The sequence below is a fragment of the Nocardiopsis sp. B62 genome (assembly GCF_018070675.1).
In the GTDB taxonomy this organism is placed as follows: domain Bacteria; phylum Actinomycetota; class Actinomycetes; order Streptosporangiales; family Streptosporangiaceae; genus Nocardiopsis; species Nocardiopsis prasina.
The window spans coordinates 101132-123848 of the sequence record NZ_JAGPXK010000004.1; the positions used below are offsets into that span (position 1 = coordinate 101132).

Sequence of the window (22717 nt, forward strand, 5' to 3'; positions counted from 1 at the left end):
CGAGTAAACGGAACTCGAACCTCGCGCGTAGCGCGCCTCGCACACCGGCCGGGACTGGCACATATTTCCGACATAGCCACCCCGGACATTGGGCATACCCACCAGCATCCCCCAACAGAGCGCGGATCCGAAGCACGGAAACGCCGTTCTTCTGCAATCTTCCAGTCACGGAGACCACTTTTTTGTTTAAGAAATGACGGAGAATTCGGCGATTGATCGACCGACCCAGCGGACATCTAAACTGCGGGAGCCGGACACCAGCTTCCCGGAACGAAACAAGAGCGACCGGACCAGAGTCCAACCAAAGGGGCGGATTCCCGGACCGATCGCACTGAGAGGAAATCAGACGATGAACCGCAAGACCGTGACCCGTATCGCCTTCGCCGCCGTCATCGCCCCCGCCCTCGCCTTCGGAGCTCCTGCGGTGGCCATGGCCGACACCTTCTACGGCGCCGGTGGCAGCTACGCCGGCCCCAAGGGCGCCGGCCAGGGCGGCGTCTTCTCCGCCGTCAAGTCGGGTCACGGCCACGACCACGACCACGGCCACGACAAGAAGGGCCCCAGCACCATCTACATCAAGGGCTTCGAGACCGCTGGCCCGTGGGGCGCCGCCCAGGGTGGCGTCATCAGCGGCACCAACTAGCCGACGAGGCGGTGTTCGACGGGCGGTGACCGTCACGGCCGGAGCCCTGGGGGCACCGGGTGACGCGCCGGGGTGAGTGCCCGCCGAACACACCCCAGCAGTGTCGAGGGGCCGACGCGCGAAGCGTCGGCCCCTCTCCGGTACTCAGACGAAGGACAGCACCATGGCTCATTCACGTCGCATGATCACCACAGCGGTCCTGGCGCTGGGGTTCGCCCTGGGCACACCCGCGCTCGCCGCCGCTGACGCGTTCTTCCACAGCGAGGACTCCTGGGCCGGGCCCGGGGGCGCCTCACACACCGTGACGCACAGCGTCGCCAGGGACGACGGTTCCGTCTACTTCGTGACGGTCACCATCACGGCCGGGCCCGACGGGGCAACGGTGTCCCATGTGCGCAGCGCGGCTCGCTGAGCGCGGCAACGACACACGACGGCCGGTGGCCCCTCCGGGGGTCGCCGGCCGTCGTCGTCCTCCCTCTGCATCGAACCCCGCGGGGCACGAGTGGTCAGTCGGCAGGCGCGGGCACTCGGTCCACTGTGCCGCCCTCCGGTGCCGGATCGACGCCCTGTGAGGTCTCGGCGGGGCGTGGTGTGTCCGGCTGCGGTGCGCTCGGAGTGAGCACGAACAGCAGGACGAGCAGCCCGGCGGTGACCGCGGCGATCAGCCCGCAGGCGACCCAGGGCCTCCAACTTCGCAACCCGGGGTCGATGGGGGCGTCGGGATCATCGCTCCCGAACGCCTCCAGGCGTCCGGCCAACGCCGGAGCCTCCTCGCTGAGTTGTCGCTCTATTTCCGCGAGGATGCGTCGTTCGTGCTCTCGCAGGGACATGAAACCCTCCTCGGCCATGAGGGAAGGACTTTCGTCACCGGATGTCCTAGAGTCTCCCCCGGGTGGCGTCCGGATATCCAAGGCTCCACGGTAATTCCGTACCGGTTTTTCACTGTTGAGTACCAATGGGATGGTTTGTTTCATGATGTGAGAACCGCGTTTCGCGCCCGGGCGGGCGGGGTGTGCCGCCACGGGACCCCACGGGGCCGCCACCAGGCGGGCGACCGCTCAGCCCGGGTAGCACTCCACCTCGGCGGCCTTGACTCCCGCCCAGACCGTGTCGCCCCGTGACAGCTCCAGCTCGGCCAGGGCGGCGGGGGTGATGTCCGCCGCCAGGGAAAGCGGTCCCGCCAGGTGCACGCGGACCTGGTCGCCGAAGCGTTCGATCCCCTCCACCGTCAGTCGCCACACGTTGCGGGTACTGCCGTGCGGGTGCTCCGGGTACAGGGCCACGGCACGCGGTGGGAAGGCCACCAGGGCGGGACCCTCCTGCGGTTCGCGCGGTGTCACCCGCGCCGTCTCGTCCGAGCCGTCCTTCCCCGGGGCGCTGTCCAGGGCCACCGTCTCCCCCTCGCCCCGTCCCCGGAAGAGGTTGAGCCCCACCAGGCGCGCCACGTAGGAGGTGCGCGGTCGCCGGGCCACCTCGGCGGGTGCGCCGCGCTGCACGACGCGGCCGGACTCGACCACCGCGATGCGGTCGGCCAGCACCATGGCGTCCAGCGGGTCGTGGGTGACCAGCACGGTCACACCGTCGAAGTCCTCGAGCAGGTGGCGCAGGCGCGCCCGGACGTCGATCCGGGTGCTGGCGTCCAGCGCCGCCATCGGTTCGTCCAGCAGGAGCAGGCGCGGACGAACCGCGAGGGCCCGGGCCAGCGCCACCCGCTGTGCCTGGCCCCCGGACAGCTGCCGGGGCCGCGAGTGGGCGTGGGCCGTCAGGTCCATGTGGTCGAGCAGTTCGGCGGCGCGTGAGCGTGCCTCCGCCCTGCTGGCGCCCTGGCAGCGCGGCCCGAAGGCGACGTTGTCCAGGGCGCTCAGGTGCTCGAAGAGCAGGTAGTCCTGGAAGACCATGCCGATGGGCCGGTGCTCGACGGCGGTGGTGGTCTCGTCGGCGCCGTCCACTCGTACGTGGCCGCCGGTGAGCGGTACCAGCCCGGCCAGGGCCCGCAGGGCGGACGACTTGCCCGCCCCGTTGGGGCCCAGCAGGGCGATGATCTCCCCCGGCTGAGCGCTCAGGGCGACGTCCAGGGTGAAGTCGCCCCGCGTCAGGCGCAGCTCGGCGTCGAGTCCGGCGGTGGGGGCTGGGGCGGTGGGCCTCACGAGGCGTTCACCCACCTTTCGCGCAGGGTGGCCAGGACCACCAGGGACACCAGGAGAAGGACCAGGCTGAGCACGATGGCGGCCTCGGGGTCGCGTTGCATGGCCATGTACACGGCCAGCGGCATGGTCTGGGTGGTGCCGGGGAAGTTCCCGGCGAAGGTGATGGTCGCGCCGAACTCGCCGAGGGCGCGCGCCCAGCAGAGCACGGCACCCGCGCCGATGCCGGGCAGCACCATCGGCAGGGTCACACGGGTGAAGACGGTGACGCGGTTGGCGCCCAGGGTGGCGGCGGCCTCCTCGTAGCGCCGGTCCGCGCCGCGCAGCGCCCCCTCCACGCTGATCACGAGGAAGGGCATGGCCACGAATACCTGGGCGATGACCACTGCGGCGGGGGTGAAGGGCAGGGTGAGCCCGAACCAGGCGTCCAGGTACTGGCCCACCAGACCGTTGCGGCCCAGGACCAGCAGCAGGGCCACGCCGCCCACCACGGGCGGGATCACCAACGGCACGGTGACCAGGGCCCGGACGAGCCGGCGTCCGGGAAACTCGGTGCGGGCCAGCAGCCATGCCAGGGGGACGCCGAGCAGGAGCGAGACCACGGTGGCCACAGTGGCGGTGGACAGCGAGAGCCACAGGGCGGCGAGCACGGCGGGGTCGGTGACGCGGGCGCCCATGGTCGACCAGGGCGCGCGGACGAGCATCCCGGCGAAGGGCAGGACGAGGAAGAGCACACCCGCGACGGCCGGAACGACCAGGATCCAGGGCACGCGCCCGGACCGGGGGCGCCGGACCCGGCCGCGTGGCACGGGTGTACGCGGTCGGGACGTGGAGTGGTCGGGGGTCCGCGCGGTCACGGTGTACCGAACCCCGCGTCCCTGAGGACCGCGGCGCCCTCGGCTGAGGTGACCGCCTCGATCCACGCGGAGGCGAGGGCGGAGTCGGCGGAGTTCGCCAGCACGCCGATCGGGTAGTCGTTCACGGCCTCCTCGGCCTCGGGGAACTCCAGCCCCTCGACCCGGCCCTCGGCGGAGATGACGTCCGTGGAGTAGACCAGGCCCGCGTCCACCTCACCCAGTTCGACCTTGGTGAGGACGGCGCGGACGTCCTCCTCGTAGGTGACCGGGGTGATCTCCAGGCCGGAGGCGTCCACGGCGGTCGTGGTGGCGGCCCCGCAGGGCACCTCCTCGGCGCAGAAGGCCGCCTGTACGCCGTCGTCGGCGAGGTCGGACAGGTCCTCGATCCCGGCGGGGTTGTCCGGCGGCACCGCGATGCGCAGGGTGTTGGTGACGAAGACGAGGCCGTCCTCACCGTGTTCGCCCGCCCAGTCGGCGTCCAGGCCCTCCCCCTCCACCACCTGTTCCATGGTGGCGGTGTTGGCGGCGGCGAACACGTCGGCGGGCGCCCCGGAGTTGATCTGCTGGGCCAGCTCGCTGCTGCCGGCGAAGTTGAAGGTGACCTCGACCTCGGGGTGGCGTTCCCGGAAGTCCTCGGCGATCTCGGCGAAGACGTCGGTGAGGGAGGCCGCGGCGAAGACGGTGAGTTCACCGGAGAGCGCGTCCCCGGAGGTTTCGTCGCCGGGGCCGGTCTCCTCGGCTCCACAGGCGGTCAGCGCGACGCTGAGGGCCGCGACGGCGGCGAGCCCGGTGACCGGCCGGTGGCCGCGACGCACGGCTCGTCGGGGGGAACTGTCACGCATGTCGTTCTCCGGTGGTCTCGATGATGACGTTGGTGGACTTCACGACGGCCGTGGCCACGGCCCCGACCTCCAGGCCGAGCTCGTCGGCGGCCTCACGGCTCATCAGGGAGACCACCCGGTGCGGTCCGGCCTGGATCTCGACGCTGGCCATGACCCTGTCTCGGATCACGTGGGTGACCAGGCCGTGGAAGCGGTTGCGCGCGGAGGAGACGCGGCGGGCAGGGTCCTCGTCGGCCCCGGCCCGCATGAACGCGGCGAGTTCGGCCCCGTCCAGGTGGCGGCGCCCGGAGGGGTCGCGGGTGGCGACCAGTCGGCCGGAGTCGACCCATCGGCGCACGGTGTCGGCGCTGACACCGAGCAGGTCGGCGGCCTCGCTGATCTGGAAGGTCGGCATGGCAGTAACCTACTACTCGCACTTACGAGGATTTCACGGACTTCAGGCTGGCAAATCATAGCTTTGGACCGTGGATTCTGGCGAATGTGCCGGATGGGGCACGAGTGGGTGGGGTGCGCGGCTGAGGGTCGAGGCCCCGCCGGACACAGAACGGGCCCGCCCCCGTGTAGGGAGCGGGCCCGTCGGTCCTGCCGGGTCGGTCGTCAGCCGCGCGGGTCGGCGATCTCGCTGACCGGCCCCTCGGCCCGGTAGTCGTCCAGTGCGGTGACCACGTATCCGGCGCCGTCGTCCAGCGGCTCGGTGTCGGTCAGGCCGGGCTCACCGGTCATGCCGACCAGGTTCTCCGGGGCGAGCGCGGCGCAGTAGGCCTCGTCGTCACCGGACTCCAGGGCCTGGGCGGCGTCGGCGGGCAGACGGTAGACCGCGTAGAAGCGGGCGTCCTCGATGGCCTGCCACTCCACCTCCACCTCGTCATCGCCGCCCTCGGCGGTGACACCGGTGGGCGCACCGACCCGGGGGCCGTCGCCCTCGGGCGAGTCGATCACCGGGGGCAGCGCGGGCTGGGCGTAATGGGACTCCTTCAGGTGGTCCACGGCGTCCGGGTTGTCGCGCATGCTCTTGATGGAGAAGTAGATGTCGCCGGAGACCTGGTCGAGCTCACCCGAGTAGTCGAGCTGGGTGCTCAGCGCGTCGTCGCCGGTCCAGCCGCTCTCCCCCAGACGGTAGGCGCCCTGGCCCACGTACAGGTCCACGTCGGTGCCCTCGACCTCGTCGGCCCACCAGTCGGTCATGGCCTCGTAGTCGGCGGTGGAGAAGCCCCGCTCCCAGTACAGCTGGGGAGCGACGTAGTCCACGGTCCCCTCCTGGATCCAGGTGCGGGTGTCCGCGTACTGCGCGTCGTAGGACTGCAGGCCCGAGCTGGGCGAACCGGAGGAGTCCGTGCTGTCGTTGCGCCAGATGCCGAACGGGGAGACGCCGAAGCTCACCCACGGCTTGGTCTCCTGGATCTGGCCGTGCACGTCACGCATGAGCTGGTCGACGTTGTCCCGCCGCCAGTCGCCACGGTCGTCGAAGTCCCCGCCGTGCTCCTCCCAGGTGGCGTCGTCGTCGAAGGTCGCGCCGTCCTGCGGGTACGGGTAGAAGAAGTCGTCGAAGTGCATGCCGTCGACGTCGTAGCGCTCGACGACGTCCATGATGACGGAGGTGACCCACTCACGGACCTCGGGGTTGCCCGGGTCCACGTAGGCCTCCTTGCCGAAGTCCACCAGCCAGTCGGGATTCTGCTTGACGGGGTGGTCGTCGGTGAGGTTCTCGATGTCGGGGTCCTGGAGGCCGACCCGGTACGGGTTGAACCAGGCGTGCATCTCCAGGCCGCGCTTGTGCGCCTCCTCCACCGCGTACTCGAGCGGGTCGTAGCCGGGGTCCCCGCCCTGCTCGCCGGTGAGGTAACGGGCCCAGGGTTCGAGGTCGGAGTCGTACACGGCGTCGGCGGTGGGCCGGGCGTGCAGGAACACGGCGTTGAGGCCCATGTCGACGGACTCGTCGAGCCACTCGTCGAGTTCGGCCTTCTGCTCGTCGGCGGACAGACCCGGTTCCGAGGGCCAGTCGATGTTGCGGACCGTGGTGAGCCAGGCGCCGCGCATCTCGCGCTTGTCGCCGTCGGTCCCGCACTGGGCGGGGGCGGCGATGCCCTCACCGCCGGGAACGGCGGCCTCGGCCCCCGTCTCCGGGGCGCCGTCCTTCGCGGAGCAACCGGCCAGCAGTACCGTGGCCGCCGCAGCGGCCGCCGCCCACCGGGCTCCGGCGCGCGGAGTACTCACGTTCCGTGCGTTCGAACGCATCAACAACAGATCTCCTTCGGGAGGTCCGCGCGCCGCCGTCCCCTTGGCGCCACGCCGCGAACCAGAGTAGAGCAAGATGTCAATTTTCGGACACGATTCGGGCAAGGTGTGGATATCGTCGCACAGGGTGCTCTACGGGAATCTTTTGCCAGGTCAACGAAGCACCGCCCCAGAAGCGCCTCCGGCTCGTCACACCCCCGTTCGGGCAAAGTTCGCCTCCGGAGCCGGGCCCGCGCCCAGGTGCGGCCCCGGCGCGAATCGCCCCGACGGGACCGACCCGGGACACAACGTCCCAGGCCAGGTCCTAGAATCGAGTCCCGTGAACGCCGTGCCGCACCCCCAGGATCCGAGCCACCCGAACAGCGACGCCAGGAAGCTGTTCGTCCGTACCGTCGCCCTGCGTGACCGCGTCGGCAGCAGTCTGGTGCGGCGCCTTCCCGCCGGGGTCCCGCTCGCCTGGTTGACCGGAGACGACGGCGTCGTGGGCTGGGGCGAGGCGGCCCGGCTGGAGTGCGCGCCGCTGCCGGAGGGCACAGAGCCCACCGACACCACCCGGTTCGACGAGGCGGCGCGCTGGTTCGACGCCCTGTTGGAGCACGCCGAGGTCGAGGACGAGGTCGACCTGCCCGGCACGGGGCTGGTCACCTTCGGCACGTTCACGTTCGCCCCCACCTCGGCCGGTTCGACGCTGATCGTGCCGCGTGTGGTGGTGGGCCGACGCGAGGGCCGCACCTGGTTGACCACCGTCACCGACGAGCCCGGCGCCCACCCCGAGGAACTGCTGCGCCCCGGCTCCGCGCCACGACCGGTCGGACCGGTGCGGTGGCGCCCGGGGTCCCTGACCCGCGAGGAGTGGATGGGCGCGGTGGCCGGAACGGTCGAGCGCATCCGCGCCGGTGAACTGGAGAAGGCCGTGCTGGCCCGGGACTCCTTCGCCGACGCCGACGCCCCCGTAGACGTCCGGGTGCTGTTGGAGAGGCTGCGCACCCGCTTCCCCGCCTGCTTCACCTTCTCCGTGGGCGGTATGGTCGGCGCGACCCCCGAACTCCTGCTGCGCCGCGAGGGCGACCAGCTCACCTCGTTGGTCCTGGCCGGAACCCGCCCCCGTGGCGAGGACCCCGAGTCCGACCAGCTCCTGGGGCAGCAGATGCTGGCCTCCGCGAAGGACATCGAGGAGCACGGACTGGCCGTGGACTCGCTGCGCGACGCTCTGGAGCCCCTCGCCGAGGAACTGGTGGTGCCCGCCTGGCCGCACCTGCTCAAGCTCGCCAACGTGCAGCACCTGGCCACCCGGGCGCACGCCCGCCTCTCCGCCGGGGTGTCCGCCCTGGACGCGGTGGCGGCCCTGCACCCCACGGCCGCCGTGGGCGGCACCCCCACCGCGACGGCGATGCGCCTCATCGCCGAGGTGGAGGGCATGGACCGGGGCGGGTACGCCGGCCCGGTGGGCTGGCTGGACGGCGCGGGCAACTCCGAGTGGGGTATCGCGCTGCGCTGCGCCCACGTGGACGGCGCCCACGCACGCCTGTACGCGGGCGGCGGGATCGTGGCGGGTTCGGACCCGGCGTCGGAGGTGGCCGAGGCCGAGTCGAAGTTCCGCGTGATGCGCGAGGCCCTCACCGACCCCGAGGGCTGAGGCCCCGGGGCCCGAGGGCGGTCGCCGAAGGCCCGGAGGCCGTTCCCGGGCGCTGACCTAGCGCCGCTCCCACTGGGCGTGTTCACGGCGTTCAAGGAGCGCGGAACCGCGGTTCACACACACGAAACGCGGTTACGGCAGGATCACGGCATGAACGTCGAACTGGTCCCCTGGGACGACCCCGACGCCGCGGAGCTGCGCGCGTGTCAGCGGCGGGAGATCGCCGAACGCTACGGGACCCCGGACTCCGAGCCGGGTACCCCGCCCTCCGCCGACGACATCGCCGTGTTCGCCGTGGTGCGCGACCACGAGGGCACCGCCGTGGGCTGCGGCGGACTGAGGGACCTGGGAGAGGGGTTCGGCGAGGTCAAACGCATGTTCGTGCTGCCGGAGAACCGGGGTTCGGGCGCCGCCTCCACCCTCCTCCACGCTCTGGAGGACTGGGCTCGCGAACGGGGCTGGCAGTGCCTGCGCCTGGAGACCGGTGAGCGCCAGCCGGACGCCGTGCGCTTCTACACGAAGGCGGGCTACGGTCCCGCTCCGGCCTTCGGTGGGTACGTGGACGCGCCCGGGGCGCTCTGTTTCGAGCGGGTCCTGTGACACGGCCGCCAGTGAGGCGGAAACCGGCCCCGGTTCCTCCCCCACGACGGAGGGAACCGGGGCCGGTGGTTGCGGTCCGGAGCGTCACGGCCCCGGGTAGTGGTCAGCTGCCGATGTCGCGTCCGCCCTTGTGCCAGGCGCACACCACGGACGGGCGCGGGAAGTCCCCGTCGGGCCAGAGGCTGGTCGGCTGCTCGACCGTGCCGTTCTCGCCCGGGTGCTGGGGGGCGAGGAAGACGGTCTTCTGGTCGTCGGTGATCAGCGGACCGCATGCCTCGGCCTCGACCGGGACGGTGGCGAAGGTGCGCAGCTCGCCACGGAAGCGGCCCTCGACCGGGACCACGTGCAGGGCGTCGTTGATGCCCAGGCTGCCCGGCTGGCCGTCGGTGGAGATCCACAGGTTGCCGTGCTTGTCGAAGGCCACGTTGTCGGGCGCGGAGATCGGCATCACCTTGGACTTGTCGTACCCGGCGAAGTAGGTGGACTCGTCCTCGGGGTCACCGCAGACGATCGGCACGACCCAGGTGAAGGTGGTGGACGCGGAGTCCGAACCGTCCTCGATGATCTCCAGGATGTGCCCGAACTTGTTGGGGCCGCGCGGATTGGGCTCGTCGGCCTGGCCGGGCTCGCGTGCGCTGTTGTTGGTCAGCGCGCAGTAGACCTTGCCGGTCACCGGGCTGGGCTCGAAGTCCTCGGGACGGTCCATCTTGGTGGGGCCGACCCTGTCGGCGGCCAGGCGGGTGTGGATCAGCACCTCCGCAACGGTGAAGCCCTCGACGAAGCTCTCGGTGTCGGTGCACAGCGCAATCCACTCGCCGGTGCCGTCGAACTCACCGTCCGAGGGCAGCGCGCCGGTGCCGTCGATCTCCTCGGCGGGGCTGTTGCCCTCCAGGCGTGCCACGTAGAGCGTGCCGGAGTCGAGCAGCGTCATGTTGTGCCTGCGGGAGCCCTCGACGTACCTCTTGGCGCTGACGAACTTGTAGATGTAGTCGAAGCGCTCGTCGTCACCCATGTACGCGGCGACACGGCCGTCCTCGGTGAGGTTGACGTTGGCGCCCTCGTGCTTGAAGCGGCCCAGCATGGTGCGCTTGGCGGGGGTGGAGTCGGGGTCGTGCGGGTCGATCTCCACGATGTAGCCGAAGCGGTGCGCCTCGTTGGGGTGCCTGCCCAGGTCGAAGCGCTCGTCCACGCGGTCCCACCGGCGACCGTCGCGGCCGGTGGAGAAGCCGTAGCGGGCGTAGGGCTCGGTGTCGGGGGCTGCGACGAAGTACTGGTTGTAGTTCTCCTCGCCACTGAGGATGGTGCCCCAGGGTGTCGTGCCGCCCGCACAGTTGTTGAGCATGCCCAGGACCCGTGTGCCCTCGGGATCGGCCTCGGTGCGCAGCAGCTCGTCCCCGGCGGCGGGGCCGGTGAGCCGGAACTCCGTGTCGAGGGTGACGCGCCGGTTGAAGGGGCGGTCGCCGTCGGCGAGCACCCACTGGCCGGTGTCGTCCACCCGGTCCAGCTCCACCACGGATCCGCCGTGTGCGGCCATCGCCACGCGGATCCACTCGGGGTCGGCGTCCGCGCCGTCGGAGTACCCGCGAAACATCAGTTCCTCGTTGGTGTACTCGTGGTTGACCCACAGCAGGCCGCTGTCGTCGCCCAGTGGCAGGAAGCCGACGTAGTCGCAGTTGTAGCCGAACTGCCGGGCCTGCGCCTCGGCGGTCTGGTTGTCGAAGTCGAACTCCGGGGCGTCGGGCAGCACCGGGTCGCCCCAGCGGACGATCACGTGGTGGTCGTAGCCCTCGGGGACGGTGACCGCGTCGCGGTTGTTGGGCTGGACGCTCCTGAAGGTGGGACGGGGCGAGGGGTGCGGGCGGTCGGGCCCTCTGTCCGCCGACGCGGGGCTCAGCGCTGCCAGGCCGAGGGCACCGGCCCCGGCGCCCACCGCGGCTCCCTTGAGCGCGGTGCGCCGCGAGAGCACGCCCTGGAAGATGTCACCGAAGTACGCGTTGTCGCTCCTGTTGGGAGCGGGGTGGAAGCAGGCATTGCCGCACCGGTACTCGCAGGTCTTGGGGGATCGTCCTCCTCCGACTCCTAGCAGGGGCAGGAGGCGGCGGCGGGGCGCGGATGGGGTCACACGTTCTCCTCGGGGATCGTGATCGCTCACACGCCCCGTGCGGCTGCGGGGTGCCTCTCAGCGGCGCGCCAGCGATCGTGCAGGAGGTCCTGCCTGGTCGCTCACGACCTTGGCCGAGGTTTCACACGCCGTGGTGAAACCCGGGTGAACGCGCCGACAACTCCCCTGACACGGCCGGGGGCATCACTCTGCAAAGTCGTACGAACACGTTCCGTCGGACCTTTGTGGTGATCCTCGCCTACCCACTCGATCACGTCCAGAAGCCTCGCCCAGGTGGGAGTGTCCGTTTGTCCCCGGTCCCTCCCCCAGGCGCGGAACCTCCTCGTGGCGGCGGTTCACCGCCCCGCGCGGCCCACGGGGACCACCAGCGGGCCGCCGGAGACGGGGTCCTCGGTGACCACGGCCTCCAGATCGAAGGCCTCGCGCAAAAGCTCCGGGGTGAGCACCTCGGCGGGCGTTCCGCTGGCCACCACCCTGCCGTCGCGCATGGTGATGATGGTGTCGGCGTAACGGGCGGCCAGGTTGAGGTCGTGCAGGACCATGACGATGGTGCGGCCGCCCTGCCGGTGCAGGTCACGGACCAGATCCAGGACGTCGACCTGGTGGACCAGGTCCAGGAAGGTCGTGGGTTCGTCCAACAGCAGCAGGTCCGTGCCCTGGGCCAGGACCATCGAGATCCACGCGCGCTGGCGCTGGCCGCCGGACAGTTCCTGGAGCGGGGTGTCGGCCAGCTCCAGCAGGCCGGTCCGGTCCAGGGCGGCGGAGACTGCCTGGTGGTCGTCGCCCGACCACTGCCGGTACCACCGCTGGGACGGATGGCGACCCCGCGCGACCAGGTCGGCGACGGTGAGGCCGTCGGGGGCTGTCGGCTGCTGTGGGAGGACCCCCAGTACCTGGGCGACCTCTCGTGTGGGCACCCGGTGGATGTCGCGGCCGTCGAGCTCCACCACTCCGGAGCGCGGGCGCATGAGGCGGCCCAGGGCGCGCAGCATGGTGGACTTCCCGCAGCCGTTGGGGCCGATCACGCAGGTGACGGTGCCCTCGACGATGTCGGCGTCCAGGCCGTCCACGATGGTGCGTTCGTCGTAGGCCAGGGTGAGGCCGCGCGCGCTCAGCCGGGTCCGGGGCGTGTTCGTGTCGGCCGGGACGGGCAGGAGCGGGCCCGGGTGGGTCTGTTCGGTGGTCACGCCTGGACCTTTCGGTTGCCGCGGACGAGCAGGTACACGAGGTAGAGGGCGCCCAGACAGCCGGTGACGATGCCGACCGGGAGCTGGACGGTGCCGAAGAGGTTGCGGGCGAGGAGGTCGGCGGCGGCCACCAGAGCGGCCCCGACCAGGGCGGAGAGCAGCACCGGCGGCCGTGCGGCACGGCCGAGGCGCAGGGCGATCTGTGGGGCGGCCAGCGACACGAAGAGGATCGGCCCGGCCGCGGAGGTGCCGAACGCGGCGAGGAGCACGGCCAGGACGAGCATGCCGGTGCGGGCGGTCTCCACGCGCACACCCAGACCTCGGGTGACGTCGTCGCCGAAGGACAGGGCGTCCAGGGTGCGAGCGCCCACCAGTGCCAGCGGCAGGAGGACGGCGAGGGCGAGCGCCACCGGCAGCGCGTGGGCCCAGGTGCGCATGGACAGGCTGCCCGCGATCCAGACCATGGCCCGGCCGCTGTCGTTGACCTCGCCGAGGGTGAGCATCCAGATGGTGACGTTCATCAGGACCGTGGACACGCCCACGCCCACCAGTAGGAGTCGGAAGCCGTCGATCCCGTTGCGCCAGGCGAGCCCGTAGCAGAGCACCCCGGCGGCCAGTCCGCCGATCAGGGCGAGGGCGGGGACCCCGATCTGGGCGAGCGGACCGCTGACGATCCCGTAGCTCCCGCCGAAGGCCATCACCGCGACCACGCCCGCGCTGGCTCCGTGGGTGACGCCGAGCAGGTCGGGGCTGGCCAGGGGGTTGCGCATGATCGCCTGGGTGATGGCTCCGGCCGCCGCCAGCGCGGCGCCCGCGAGCAGGCCGACCACCACGCGCGGCATGCGCACCCGCCAGATGGTGAAGTACTCGTCGTAGCTGGTGCCCACGACGTTGGCCCACACCTGGGCGGGGGTGACGAACACGTCTCCGACGGACAGGTTGAGCCCGGTCAGGGCCAGGATCGCCAGGGCCGTGAGCGCTCCGACGGCGACCAGGCGGGGGCGGAGGGGGATCGCGACCGGGCCGAGGGTGATCGCACGCGCCCGGCGCGCCAGGGGGTCACGTGGGGGCGGGGGTTCGAGTGTGGCGCTCACAGGGCGAACAACCTCCGGCGGCGGACGACGTGGATGAAGAAGGGCGCGCCGACCAGCGCGAGGACCACCCCGACCTGGAGTTCGCCGGGCGGGGCGAGGAACCGGCCGAGGATGTCGGCTGCCAGGAGGAGGACGGCGCCCATGAGGGCCGAGTAGGGGATCAGCCATCGGTAGTCGGCCCCGACGATGCCCCGGGCCAGGTGCGGGACGATGAGCCCGACGAAGGCGATGGGCCCGCAGGCGGCGACGGTGATCCCGGTCAGGAGGGTGATGGCCACGAGGCCGACGAGTCGTGCCCGGCCGACCCGGAAGCCCAGGGCGCGGGCGGTGTCCTCGCCCAGGGCCAGGGCGTTGAGGGCGCGGGCGTTGGCCAGGGCCAGGACGGCGCCGAGGAGCACGACCGGGATCATCTGGGGGATGATCGAAGGGTCCCGGCCCGAGAGGGAGCCGACCCGCCAGAACCGGAAGTTCTCCATGGTGGACTGGTCGAGCAGCACCAGCCCGGAGGCCACCGAGTAGGCCATCCAGCTGACGGCGGTGCCCGCGAGAGCCAGGGTCACGGGGGTTGGCCCGCGCCCGGGCACCGAGGCCACCGCGTAGACCAGGACCACGGCGGCGCCCGCCCCGGCGAAGGCGAACCACGCCTGGGTGTGCAGGGCGGTGACGCCGAAGAAGTAGAGGCCCGCCACGACGGCGAGGGCCGCGCCGAAGGTGACGCCGAGGATGCTGGGGTCGCCCAGGGGGTTACGGGTGTGGCCCTGCATGAGCGCGCCGCCCAGGCCGAGGCTGATCCCGGCCAGGAGGCCGAGCACGGTGCGGGGCAGTCGGATCTCGTTGACGATCGTGTCGGCCTCGGGCCCCGCGCCGGTGGTCAGGGCCTGCCACACCGTGACCGGGTCCAGTGTGCGGGCGCCCACGAGCACGCTGGCGGCGAGGGCGAGGACCAGCAGCAGGGTGAGCAGCGCCAGCCCGCCCAGGCGGCGTGATCGACGGGCGGCGACGGCCGAGCGCGCCGGTTCCCGGGAGCGCGGTGGCCCGGCCGCCCCCTGGGTCGGGCCTGTGGTCTGGCTCACCGGGTCTCCCCTCACAGGAAAAGGCCAGGCAGACCTAAGTTAGGTTTGCCTGGCCACACTTGGATGATCTAAGTTTGCCACGGTTCACACCAGAGAGTCATCCCGTCCGACCGTTAGTCATGTTCTGGCAGCTCGTCGCGACCATCCCGACGGAGCGGCGCCGGAACCGCCCACACCCCTCCGGGAGCCCCCATCATGACCAACCCCCTCCTCCCCCGCCGCGCGGGCCTGGCCGCCCTGGCGGCGGTCTCCTCGCTGGGCCTGCTCACAGCGTGCGGCGCGGCGGGCCCCGGTGAGGACGCTGGCGGCGGTGACGGCGACGGCGCGACAGCCGAGGGATTCCCTCTCACCGTCGACCACGCCATGGGCTCCACCGAGATCGCCGCCGCCCCGGAGCGGGTGCTGCCCCTGGACTTCACGTACGTGGACGCCGTCCTCGCCCTGGGCGGGAACGTGGTGGGCCACACCCAGATCGCCGAGAACCAGGACGGGCTGCCCGAGTACCTGTTCGAGAGCGACTGGAACACCGGCGGCGCCGAGGACGCCGAGTCGGTCGGCCTGCTGTGGGAGATCAGCCCCGAGCTGGTCGCCCAGACCCGGCCCGACCTGATCCTGTCCGCCGAGGTCCGCCACGGCGACGCCTACGACCAGCTCGCTGAGGTCGCGCCGACGGTCATGTCCAGGGACACCGGGGTCTCCTGGAAGGACAACCTCCGCCTGACCGGCGAGGCCATGGGGCAGGCCGAGGAGGCCGAGCGCCTGGTCACCGAGTTCGAGGAGCGCGCGGCCGCCATCGGCGAGGAGATCACCGAGGCCCACGACGGCGATGCGCCCACGGTCTCGGTGGTCCGCTTCGCCGGGGACGCCGAGGGCGTGCGGCTGTACACCCGCAACTCCTACGTGGGCGTGATCCTGGACGACCTGGGCCTGCCCGCGAGCGAGCACACCGAGACCGACTCCGAGGAGATCGCGACCTATCACAGCCCCGAGCGCCTGCTCGATCTGGAGGCCGACCGGATCCTGGTGGCCACCTACGACGACGGCGCGGGCGAGGTGGACGAGTCCAAGGACGACTACGTCACCAACCCCCTGTGGGACCAGCTGGAGGGTGAGAAGACCGAGGTGGACGACGCCTACTGGATGTCCGGAGTGGGCCTGATCTCCGCTCACGCGGTCCTCGACGACGTCGCCGAGGTCTTCGGCGTCGACCCCCGGCACTGACCACCCCCGCGGGGGCCCGGACTCCGGGCCCCCTTTCCCCGCCCTGCGCCGCGCACGCTCGGTGCGCGGACCATGACACGACGAAAGGGCACCCCATGGAACCGCCCCGCTCCTTCGAACACACCCCCGCCCTGTCCCCCGACGTCCTCCCCGAGGCGGTCCGCCGGGCCGCCCTCGAACTGGCCGACTCCCCCGGTTCCGGGTACGTCTACGACCCCGCCCTGGCCGCCGACCGCGTGCGCACACTGCGCGCGGCGCTGCCGGACTGGGCCCGCGTGTACTTCGCCGTCAAGTCCAACGGGTTCTCCCCGGTTCTGTCGCACCTGGCCCGGACCGTGGACGGGTTCGAGGCGGCGTCGTTGAGCGAGGCCCGCACGGCCCTGACGGCGCTGCGGGAACGGGCCCAACCGGAGGGTCCCGGCGAAGGACCGGGCGCGGGTTCCGTGCCCGGTGAGCGGATCGCGGTGAGCGGCCCGGGCAAGACCCCGGAGATGTTGCTGGGGCTGGCCCGGCTGCGCGCCGAGCGGGGCGCGGACGTGGTGGTCAACGTGGAGAGCGAACTGGAGCTGCACCGGGCGGCCGCGGCCGCCCGGGCGGCGGGCGTCGTGCTCCCGGTGACGTTGCGCGTCAACCCCGAGCGGGTGCCGGTGAGCGGGTCCCTGGTGATGGGCGGCGCCCCGAGCCCCTTCGGGCTGCCGGAACCCCGCGTGCCGGAGGCGGTGGCGGCGGCGCGCTCCCTGCCGGAGCTGGACCTGGTGGGGTTCCACGTGCACGCGGTCAGCGGCAACACCGACGCCGTGGCTCACGCCGCCTACGTGCTCTGGTGCCTGGAGTGGGCGACCGAGACCGCCAAGCGCCACGGCGTGGACCTGCGTGTGGTGGACGTGGGCGGAGGACTGGGAGTGCCCTTCGAGGAGGGTGACACCGAGTTCGACCTCGCCGCCCTTGGCGCGGCGCTGTCCGCGCTGCCGGACCCCGGGGTGGAGGTGGTGTTCGAGCCCGGCCGGTGGATCGCCGCGCCGACCGGGTGGTACGCGGCGCGGGTGACCGACGTGAAGTCGGCCTACGGAGAGCACTTCGCGGTGGTGCGCGGCGGCATCAACCAGTTCCAGCTGCCCACCTCCTGGGAGATCAGGCACAACTTCGCGGTCGTGGAGGGGAGTGGCTGGTCCGAGGGCCTCCCGCGCCCCGGTGTGGACGGGGTGTCGGTGACGGTCTCGGGGGAGCTCTGCACACCCGAGGACGTGCTGGCCAGGGACGTGCGAGTGGGCTCGCTGCGCGCGGGTGACGTGCTGGTCTTCCCCAACGCGGGCGCCTACGGCCACGAGTTCGCCATGCCCGCGTTCCTGGGGCATCCGGGAGCTCCGAGGCGAACCGTCGACACCCGAGGGACCCATCCTCAAACGTGAGCTTGAGCACTCAACCGGAGCATTGACTTGATTAGGTTAGCCTGCCCTAATTGAACCCGGCTCACATGAAGTAACCGAAACACCACGGTCGCTCCGGCGACACACCACTCCCCCGCGGCACCCTGAGGACACCGACGAAAGAGCGCCCCCGATGCCCGTGACACCCGCTCCCACGGCCGGACCAGCGCCGGACGCCCAGTGGCACCTGGAGAACCTCCGGGGCCACGAGGTCCTGGCCGACCCGACTCCCTGGATCGAGGCCTACGAGACGGTCTACGCCGACTCCCTGGACCTGCCCGATCACCGGAACCCCACCTTCGGCGAACGCCTGGCGTTCAGCGCGGCCCGGCCCGGGTTCCGCCTCACCGCATGCCGTGTCGACGGTGAACCGGCCGGGTTCGCCTACGGGTACACGCTGCCCACCACCACCGGCTGGTGGGACGGGTTCGAGCCCCAGCCCGGGGTCGACGCCGAGGAGACCGTCCGAGAGCGCCCGGGCCGCACCCTCGCCCTGTGCGAGGTCCTGGTGCACCACCGGTTCCGCGGCTTCGGCGTGGCGCGCCGGACCCTGACCCTGCTGCTGGGCGGCCGCCGGGAGGAGCGCGCCGCCGCGATGGTCGCCGAGACCAACACCCGCGCCCTCGACGTCTTCCTCGACAACGGCTGGCGGCACGTGGGCGACGCCGCGCCGCACCCGGGCTGGCGCAGGCACCGCGGACTGGTCCGGCCCCTGCGCCCCTGAGCGCACCGCTTCTCCGGACCGGCCGGCTCACCAGCCCCGGCCACTCACCACCGGCACGCCCCGACACAACGGCACCTCCCCCCGAACCGTCCGGCCCGCCAGCATCCCGGAACGGTCGTCGCACCTCCACCAGCCCCGCGCGTTCCGTACCCGGACCCACAGGAGCCCGACACCCATGCCCATCACACAGAGTGACTCGACTCTGACCATGAGCGCCCCCGGTGACAGCGAGACCGACCCACCCGCTCCCCTCCTCGCCTCCAGGCTCGCCGGTGCTCCCGGCGGTCCCGCCACGGTCGCCGCCCTCGTGGGGAAGGCGGCCGAGGTCCTGGCCACCGCCACCGCCCTCCGGGGCGGTCCCCTGCCCGCACACGGTCCCGCCGAGGTGGCCGAAAGGGTCCACGCGGCGCTGGGCCCCCTCCTTCCCGAACCCGACGCCACCGCCGAGACCGTCCTGGAGCGGATCACCCACGCCCTGGCCCTGGGCGCGGCCGACCCCGCCCACCCCCACTGCGCGGCCCACCTGCACTGCCCGCCCCTGGCCGTCGCGGTGGCCGCCGACACTGTCGCGTCGGTACTCAACCAGTCCATGGACTCCTGGGACCAGGCCCCCGCCGCCACCGCCCTGGAGACCGAGGTGGTGGCCGAGCTGGCCGGACTTCTCGGCTACGACGGATCCGGTGCCGGAGGCGTGGTCACCTCCGGCGGCACCGAGTCCAACCTGACCGCCCTGCTGCTCGCCCGCGACCACGCCCTGCCCGGAGCCGGGCGCCACGGGATGGCCGGGACCACCGGCACCGCCCGGCCCCGAGTGCTGTGCGGGGAGGTGGCGCACTTCTCCGTGCAGCGCTCCGCCGCCCTCCTCGGTCTGGGCGAGGACGCCGTGGTCACCGTCGAGGTGGACGAGCGGCACCGCATGCGCCCCGAGGCACTCCGTGCGGCCGTCGAGCGTGTGCGCGCCGAGGGCGACACGGTCGTGGCCGTGGTCGCCACCGCCGGAACCACCGACCTGGGCGGTGTCGACCCGCTCGACGCGGTCGCCCGCCTGTGCCGGGAGTTCGGCGTGTGGCTGCACGTGGACGCCGCCTACGGCGGCGGCGCCCTCTTCTCCCGACGTCTGCGCGGCCTGCTCACCGGGATCGAGGAGGCCGACTCGGTCAGCCTGGACCTGCACAAGCTCGGCTGGCAGCCGGTGGCCGCCGGGCTGCTCCTCACCCGTGAGCGCGCCCTGTTCGCGCCGCTGTCCCGCTCGGTGGAGTACCTCAACCCCGCCGACGACGAGGAGGCGGGCTACCCGAGCCTGCTCGGCTACTCGCTGCGCACCACCCGCCGAGCCGACGTCCTCAAGATCGCCGTCACCCTGCGCGCACTGGGCACCGACGGGCTCGGACGCCTGGTGGAGGCCTGCCACGACCTCGCGCTGGAGACCGCCGCGCTCGCCGACGCGCACCCGGACCTGGAACTCCTGGCCATGCCCAGCCTCACCACCGTGGTCTTCCGGTACCGCGCGGGAGAGCGGTCCGACACCGTCAACGCGCGCCTGCGCCGCCGCCTGCTCGAACGGGGCCGCGCCGTGGTCGGGCGCACCTGCGTGGACGGCCGGGTGTGGCTCAAGCTCACCCTGCTCAACCCCGACACGACCGCCGATGACACCGCCGCACTGCTCGACGAGGTGGTCAGGGCGGGCGACGCCGAACGGACCGTCCCCGAGGAGAACCGTTGACCCTCCCGCACGACGACGACCAGCGCGTCCACGACCTGGTGGGGGTCGGCCTCGGCCCGTTCAACCTCGCCCTGGCCGCCCTCGCCGACGCGGTGCCCGGGCTCCGCGCGCGCTTCCTGGAGGCGCGTCCGGACTTCTCCTGGCACCCGGGGCTCCTGCTGGAGGGGGCCCGCCTCCAGGTGCCCTTCCTCGCCGACCTGGTGAGCATGGTGGACCCGACCAGCCGGTGGTCGTTCCTGTCCTACCTGCGCGAGCACGACCGCCTCTTCCCCTTCTACTTCGCCGAGCACTTCCACGTGCCGCGCCGCGAGTACGACGACTACTGCCGGTGGGTCGCTCGCAGCCTGGACTCCTGCCGGTTCGACGCGGAGGTCACGGCCGTACGCGCCGAGGACGACGCGTTCACGGTCGAGTACACGCGGGCCGACGGATCCAGGGAGACCGTTCGCGGCCACGCCCTGGTGCTCGGGATCGGCACCACTCCGGTGCTACCCGAGCCCCTGCGCGCACTGGAGGGCGAACGCGTCCTGCACGCGGCCGACTACCTCGACCACGCGGACGCGCTGGCCGACGCGGGCGACGTGACCGTCGTCGGCTCCGGGCAGTCGGGCGCGGAGGTCTTCCTGGATCTGCTGCGCTCCCCGGAGCACCGCGACACCCGGGTGCGCTGGCTGACCCGCTCACCCGCCTTCGCCCCCATGGAGTACTCCAAGCTGGGCCTGGAGCACTTCACCCCGGACTACACGGCCTACTTCCACTCCCTGCCGGAACCGGTGCGCGACCGCCTGGTGCCCCAGCAGTGGCAGCTGTACAAGGGCATCAGCGCCGACACCATCGCCGAGATCCACGACGAGCTCTACGAGCGCGGCATCGGCGGCGGCGAGGTCGGCGCCTCCCTGGCCGCGCAGTGCGAACTCGTCGACGCCCGTGCGGAGGGGGACGGCTACGAGCTGCGCTTCCACCACCGCGAGCAGGAACGCGCGTTCACGGTGCGCACCGACGCGGTGGTGGCCGCCTCCGGGTACGCCCAGCGCTCGCCCGAATTCCTCGCCCCCGTGGCCAAGTTCCTGCGCACGGACGCGCGCGGACGACACGTGATCGGACCGGACCACCGTCTGGAGACCGATCCCGCGCTGACCGCCCCCATCCACGTGCAGAACGCCGAGCTGCACACGCACGGCGTGGGCACCCCGGACCTGGGCCTGGGCGCGTGGAGGGCCGCCACGATCCTCAACAGCCTCACCGGACGCACCGTGTACCGGCTCCCCGAACGCACCGCCTACCAGACCTTCGGTGTGCCGGCCGAGGAGCGCCGGTGACCGGCACGTCCACCACGCCGACCGACCGCCGGACGGAAGGGAACCCCTTGCCCGAGACCGCACCCGCCACACCCGACCCCGTGGACCCCGCCACCACTGATCCCGCGATCTGGCGAAGGGCCGGGCGGCGCCTGCTCGCACACATGGTCGGAGAGATGGCCTACGAGGAGATGGTGGTCCCCGAAACCGCGCGGCGGGCCGCGTCCGACGGCTCCCCCTCCTGGACGCTGGCCGTTGACGACGGGGTCTCCTACGGCTTCACCGCGCGGAGGGGCGGGTTCGGCTCCTGGCACGTGGACCCCGACTCCCTGGTCCGTCACACACGGGACGGGGAGGAGCCCGCCTGGGACCCGACCCTGTTCGTCACCGACGCGCAGACCACCGTGGGACTGCCCGGCGACTCCCTGGCCGAGGTGGTCCGCGACCTGCTGGCCACCCACGCGGCCGACGCCCGGCTGATCGCCTCGCCCCTCGGGGCCGCCGAGCTCGCCGACCTCCCCTACGAGGACTTGGAGGGCCACCAGACCGGTCACCCCTGCATCTTCGTCAACAAGGGCCGCCTGGGGTTCTCCGCCGCCGACGCCGCCCGTTACACCCCCGAGGCCCGCGGCGCGTTCCGCCTGGTGTGGATCGCGGTCCACCCCGACCTGGGGCGCTTCCAGTCCATGGCCGGCACCGAAAGGCACGGCCTGCTCGCCCGCGAACTCGACGAGGACCAACGCGCGGAGTTCGCCGAGGCGGTGCGGGCGCGCGGCGAGGACCCGGACGCCTACCTGTGGATGCCGGTCCACCCCTTCCAGTGGGACGAGGTCGTCTCGCCGCTCTTCGCCTCCGAGATCGCCCTCGGTCGGGTGGTGCGGCTGGGGCTGAGCCGTGACCGCTACCGCCCCTTCCAGTCCATCCGCACCCTGATGAACCTGGACCGGCCCGACCGCCTCAACGTCAAGGTGCCGCTGATGATCCGCAACACCCTGGTGTGGCGCGGGCTCTCGGGGACCCAGACCGGATGCGCCCCGCACACGAGCACCTGGTTGCGCTCACTCGCCGAACGCGACCCGTACTTCGACGAGACCGGGGTGATCATGCTCGCCGAGCGCGCCTCGGCGACCGTCCCCCACCCCGTGTTCGACCGGATGCCGCAGGCCCCCTACCGCTTCCACGAGCTGTTGGGCACCATCTGGCGCGAGCCGATCCACCGCCACCTCGCCCCGGGGGAACGGGCCCGCACCATGGCCTGCCTGCTCCTGGAGGGTTCCGACGGGCGGGCACTGGTCACCGAACTGGTCGAACGCTCGGGCCTGGAACCACGGGTGTGGCTGGAGCGGTTCCTGGGAGCGCTGTTCCCACCGGTGCTGCACTACCTCCACCGCTACGGCGCCTCCTTCACACCCCACGGCGAGAACGTCGTGCTGGTCTTCGACGCCGACGAGACCCCCGTCCGCGTCGCCCTGAAGGACTTCGGTTCCGACGTCGAGCTGCTCCCCTTCGACCTGCCCGAGTACGCCGAGATCCCCGACCACGTGCGCTCGGTCCTGCACCGCTGGAAGCCCGAGGAACTGGCCCACTCCGTGCTGTCCGCGATCTGCGCCGGGCACCTGCGCTTCCTCGCCGACATCGTCGAACGACAGCTGGGCGTGCCCGGTGAGGCCCTGTGGCGCCTGGCCCGCGAGCAGGTCCTCGCCTACCAGGAGCGCTTCCCCGAGCTGGCCGACCGCTTCGCGATGTTCGACCTGCTCGCCCCCAAGGTGGGCCGGGTCGCCCTCAACCGCGAACAGCTCATGGGCGGCGGCTTCCACGAACGCGCCGAACGCGACGCCGAGTTCGACGTCATGCACGGCCTGGTCGACAACCCCCTCGCCCGGCCCTGACC

General features: G+C 72.1%; 20 protein-coding genes. 10 read left to right on the plus strand and 10 right to left on the minus strand.

The genetic code is table 11. The features are described from left to right. The first annotated feature begins 349 nt into the window (after nt 1–349). Both KBX21_RS06235 and KBX21_RS06240 read left to right on the plus strand, forming a co-directional pair. Nucleotides 350–643 (plus strand): hypothetical protein, encoded by a 294-nt coding sequence (locus KBX21_RS06235; protein WP_210841299.1) that lies wholly within the window; start codon nt 350–352, stop codon nt 641–643. A 163-nt stretch (nt 644–806) separates the two neighbouring features. Further along, nucleotides 807–1055, plus strand: coding sequence for a hypothetical protein (locus tag KBX21_RS06240; RefSeq protein WP_247665325.1), 249 nt, complete (start codon nt 807–809; stop codon nt 1053–1055). 94 nt (nt 1056–1149) lie between these two features. Here the strand turns inward: KBX21_RS06240 and KBX21_RS06245 are convergent, their stop codons facing one another. The 6 genes from KBX21_RS06245 to KBX21_RS06270 form a co-directional block, all read right to left on the minus strand. Next, entirely contained in the window at nt 1150–1473 is a 324-nt protein-coding gene (locus KBX21_RS06245; protein ID WP_049579017.1) for a DUF3040 domain-containing protein, read from the minus strand. A gap of 228 nt (nt 1474–1701) precedes the next feature. Beyond that, nucleotides 1702–2790, minus strand: a complete 1089-nt coding sequence (locus KBX21_RS06250; RefSeq protein ID WP_049579002.1) for an ABC transporter ATP-binding protein — start codon at nt 2788–2790, stop codon at nt 1702–1704. Next, entirely contained in the window at nt 2787–3596 is an 810-nt protein-coding gene (locus KBX21_RS06255; RefSeq protein ID WP_049579014.1) for an ABC transporter permease, read from the minus strand. The genes KBX21_RS06250 and KBX21_RS06255 overlap by 4 nt, the downstream gene beginning before the upstream one ends. A gap of 44 nt (nt 3597–3640) precedes the next feature. Beyond that, nucleotides 3641–4486 carry a molybdate ABC transporter substrate-binding protein gene (gene modA, locus KBX21_RS06260; RefSeq protein ID WP_210841300.1) on the minus strand — a complete coding sequence of 282 codons (846 nt, stop codon included), beginning with the start codon at nt 4484–4486 and terminating at the stop codon, nt 3641–3643. After that, nucleotides 4479–4880: a molybdopterin-binding protein gene (locus KBX21_RS06265; protein ID WP_049579000.1), complete on the minus strand. Its 402-nt coding sequence runs from the start codon at nt 4878–4880 to the stop codon at nt 4479–4481. Before KBX21_RS06265 ends, modA begins: the two co-directional genes overlap by 8 nt. 203 nt (nt 4881–5083) lie before the next feature. Further along, nucleotides 5084–6721, minus strand: a complete 1638-nt coding sequence (locus KBX21_RS06270) for a glycoside hydrolase family 10 protein (RefSeq protein ID WP_049578998.1) — start codon at nt 6719–6721, stop codon at nt 5084–5086. Between the two features lie 319 nt (nt 6722–7040). On the opposite strand from KBX21_RS06270, the gene KBX21_RS06275 reads away from it, so the two are divergent. Together KBX21_RS06275 and KBX21_RS06280 are read left to right on the plus strand one after the other, a co-directional pair. After that, nucleotides 7041–8357, plus strand: a complete 1317-nt coding sequence (locus KBX21_RS06275) for an isochorismate synthase MenF (protein ID WP_210841301.1) — start codon at nt 7041–7043, stop codon at nt 8355–8357. Between the two features lie 150 nt (nt 8358–8507). Then, nucleotides 8508–8957 carry a GNAT family N-acetyltransferase gene (locus tag KBX21_RS06280; RefSeq protein WP_049578993.1) on the plus strand — a complete coding sequence of 150 codons (450 nt, stop codon included), beginning with the start codon at nt 8508–8510 and terminating at the stop codon, nt 8955–8957. A 103-nt stretch (nt 8958–9060) separates the two neighbouring features. Here the strand turns inward: KBX21_RS06280 and KBX21_RS06285 are convergent, their stop codons facing one another. From KBX21_RS06285 to KBX21_RS06300, 4 genes are all read right to left on the minus strand, one after another. Beyond that, entirely contained in the window at nt 9061–11079 is a 2019-nt protein-coding gene (locus tag KBX21_RS06285; protein WP_210841302.1) for a PhoX family phosphatase, read from the minus strand. A 335-nt stretch (nt 11080–11414) separates the two neighbouring features. Next, entirely contained in the window at nt 11415–12266 is an 852-nt protein-coding gene (locus KBX21_RS06290; protein ID WP_374225701.1) for an ABC transporter ATP-binding protein, read from the minus strand. Then, a complete protein-coding gene (locus KBX21_RS06295) occupies nt 12263–13360 on the minus strand; it encodes an iron chelate uptake ABC transporter family permease subunit (protein WP_210841303.1) in 1098 nt (365 codons plus the stop codon). The genes KBX21_RS06290 and KBX21_RS06295 overlap by 4 nt, the downstream gene beginning before the upstream one ends. Then, nucleotides 13357–14433, minus strand: coding sequence for an iron ABC transporter permease (locus KBX21_RS06300; protein ID WP_049578985.1), 1077 nt, complete (start codon nt 14431–14433; stop codon nt 13357–13359). Before KBX21_RS06300 ends, KBX21_RS06295 begins: the two co-directional genes overlap by 4 nt. 195 nt (nt 14434–14628) lie before the next feature. On the opposite strand from KBX21_RS06300, the gene KBX21_RS06305 reads away from it, so the two are divergent. The 6 genes from KBX21_RS06305 (at nt 14629) to KBX21_RS06330 (ending at nt 22715) form a co-directional block, all read left to right on the plus strand. Further along, nucleotides 14629–15654, plus strand: a complete 1026-nt coding sequence (locus tag KBX21_RS06305) for an iron-siderophore ABC transporter substrate-binding protein (protein WP_210841304.1) — start codon at nt 14629–14631, stop codon at nt 15652–15654. 95 nt (nt 15655–15749) lie between these two features. Beyond that, on the plus strand, nt 15750–17063 hold the full coding sequence (locus tag KBX21_RS06310) for an alanine racemase (RefSeq protein ID WP_049579887.1): 1314 nt from the start codon (nt 15750–15752) through the stop codon (nt 17061–17063). A gap of 151 nt (nt 17064–17214) precedes the next feature. Beyond that, the gene (locus tag KBX21_RS06315) at nt 17215–17805 is read left to right on the plus strand and encodes a GNAT family N-acetyltransferase (RefSeq protein ID WP_210841305.1); all 591 of its coding nucleotides are present in this window, start codon (nt 17215–17217) and stop codon (nt 17803–17805) included. 175 nt (nt 17806–17980) lie between these two features. Then, nucleotides 17981–19528 (plus strand): aspartate aminotransferase family protein, encoded by a 1548-nt coding sequence (locus tag KBX21_RS06320; RefSeq protein WP_210841306.1) that lies wholly within the window; start codon nt 17981–17983, stop codon nt 19526–19528. Continuing rightward, nucleotides 19525–20847: a lysine N(6)-hydroxylase/L-ornithine N(5)-oxygenase family protein gene (locus tag KBX21_RS06325; RefSeq protein WP_210841307.1), complete on the plus strand. Its 1323-nt coding sequence runs from the start codon at nt 19525–19527 to the stop codon at nt 20845–20847. Before KBX21_RS06320 ends, KBX21_RS06325 begins: the two co-directional genes overlap by 4 nt. Before the next feature lie 47 nt (nt 20848–20894). Next, nucleotides 20895–22715: an IucA/IucC family siderophore biosynthesis protein gene (locus KBX21_RS06330; protein ID WP_247665326.1), complete on the plus strand. Its 1821-nt coding sequence runs from the start codon at nt 20895–20897 to the stop codon at nt 22713–22715. Nucleotides 22716–22717 lie beyond the last annotated feature (2 nt).

What these genes read in the sequence shown, in the direction of transcription:
- modA (WP_210841300.1), bottom strand. Translation starts at nt 4,486, where the DNA reads ATGCGTGACAGTTCCCCCCGACGAGCCGTGCGTCGCGGCCACCGGCCG.
- KBX21_RS06235 (WP_210841299.1), top strand. Translation starts at nt 350, where the DNA reads ATGAACCGCAAGACCGTGACCCGTATCGCCTTCGCCGCCGTCATCGCC.
- KBX21_RS06245 (WP_049579017.1), bottom strand. Translation starts at nt 1,473, where the DNA reads ATGTCCCTGCGAGAGCACGAACGACGCATCCTCGCGGAAATAGAGCGA.
- KBX21_RS06310 (WP_049579887.1), top strand. Translation starts at nt 15,750, where the DNA reads ATGGAACCGCCCCGCTCCTTCGAACACACCCCCGCCCTGTCCCCCGAC.
- KBX21_RS06320 (WP_210841306.1), top strand. Translation starts at nt 17,981, where the DNA reads ATGCCCATCACACAGAGTGACTCGACTCTGACCATGAGCGCCCCCGGT.
- KBX21_RS06305 (WP_210841304.1), top strand. Translation starts at nt 14,629, where the DNA reads ATGACCAACCCCCTCCTCCCCCGCCGCGCGGGCCTGGCCGCCCTGGCG.
- KBX21_RS06270 (WP_049578998.1), bottom strand. Translation starts at nt 6,721, where the DNA reads ATGCGTTCGAACGCACGGAACGTGAGTACTCCGCGCGCCGGAGCCCGG.
- KBX21_RS06240 (WP_247665325.1), top strand. Translation starts at nt 807, where the DNA reads ATGGCTCATTCACGTCGCATGATCACCACAGCGGTCCTGGCGCTGGGG.
- KBX21_RS06315 (WP_210841305.1), top strand. Translation starts at nt 17,215, where the DNA reads ATGCCCGTGACACCCGCTCCCACGGCCGGACCAGCGCCGGACGCCCAG.
- KBX21_RS06280 (WP_049578993.1), top strand. Translation starts at nt 8,508, where the DNA reads ATGAACGTCGAACTGGTCCCCTGGGACGACCCCGACGCCGCGGAGCTG.
- KBX21_RS06265 (WP_049579000.1), bottom strand. Translation starts at nt 4,880, where the DNA reads ATGCCGACCTTCCAGATCAGCGAGGCCGCCGACCTGCTCGGTGTCAGC.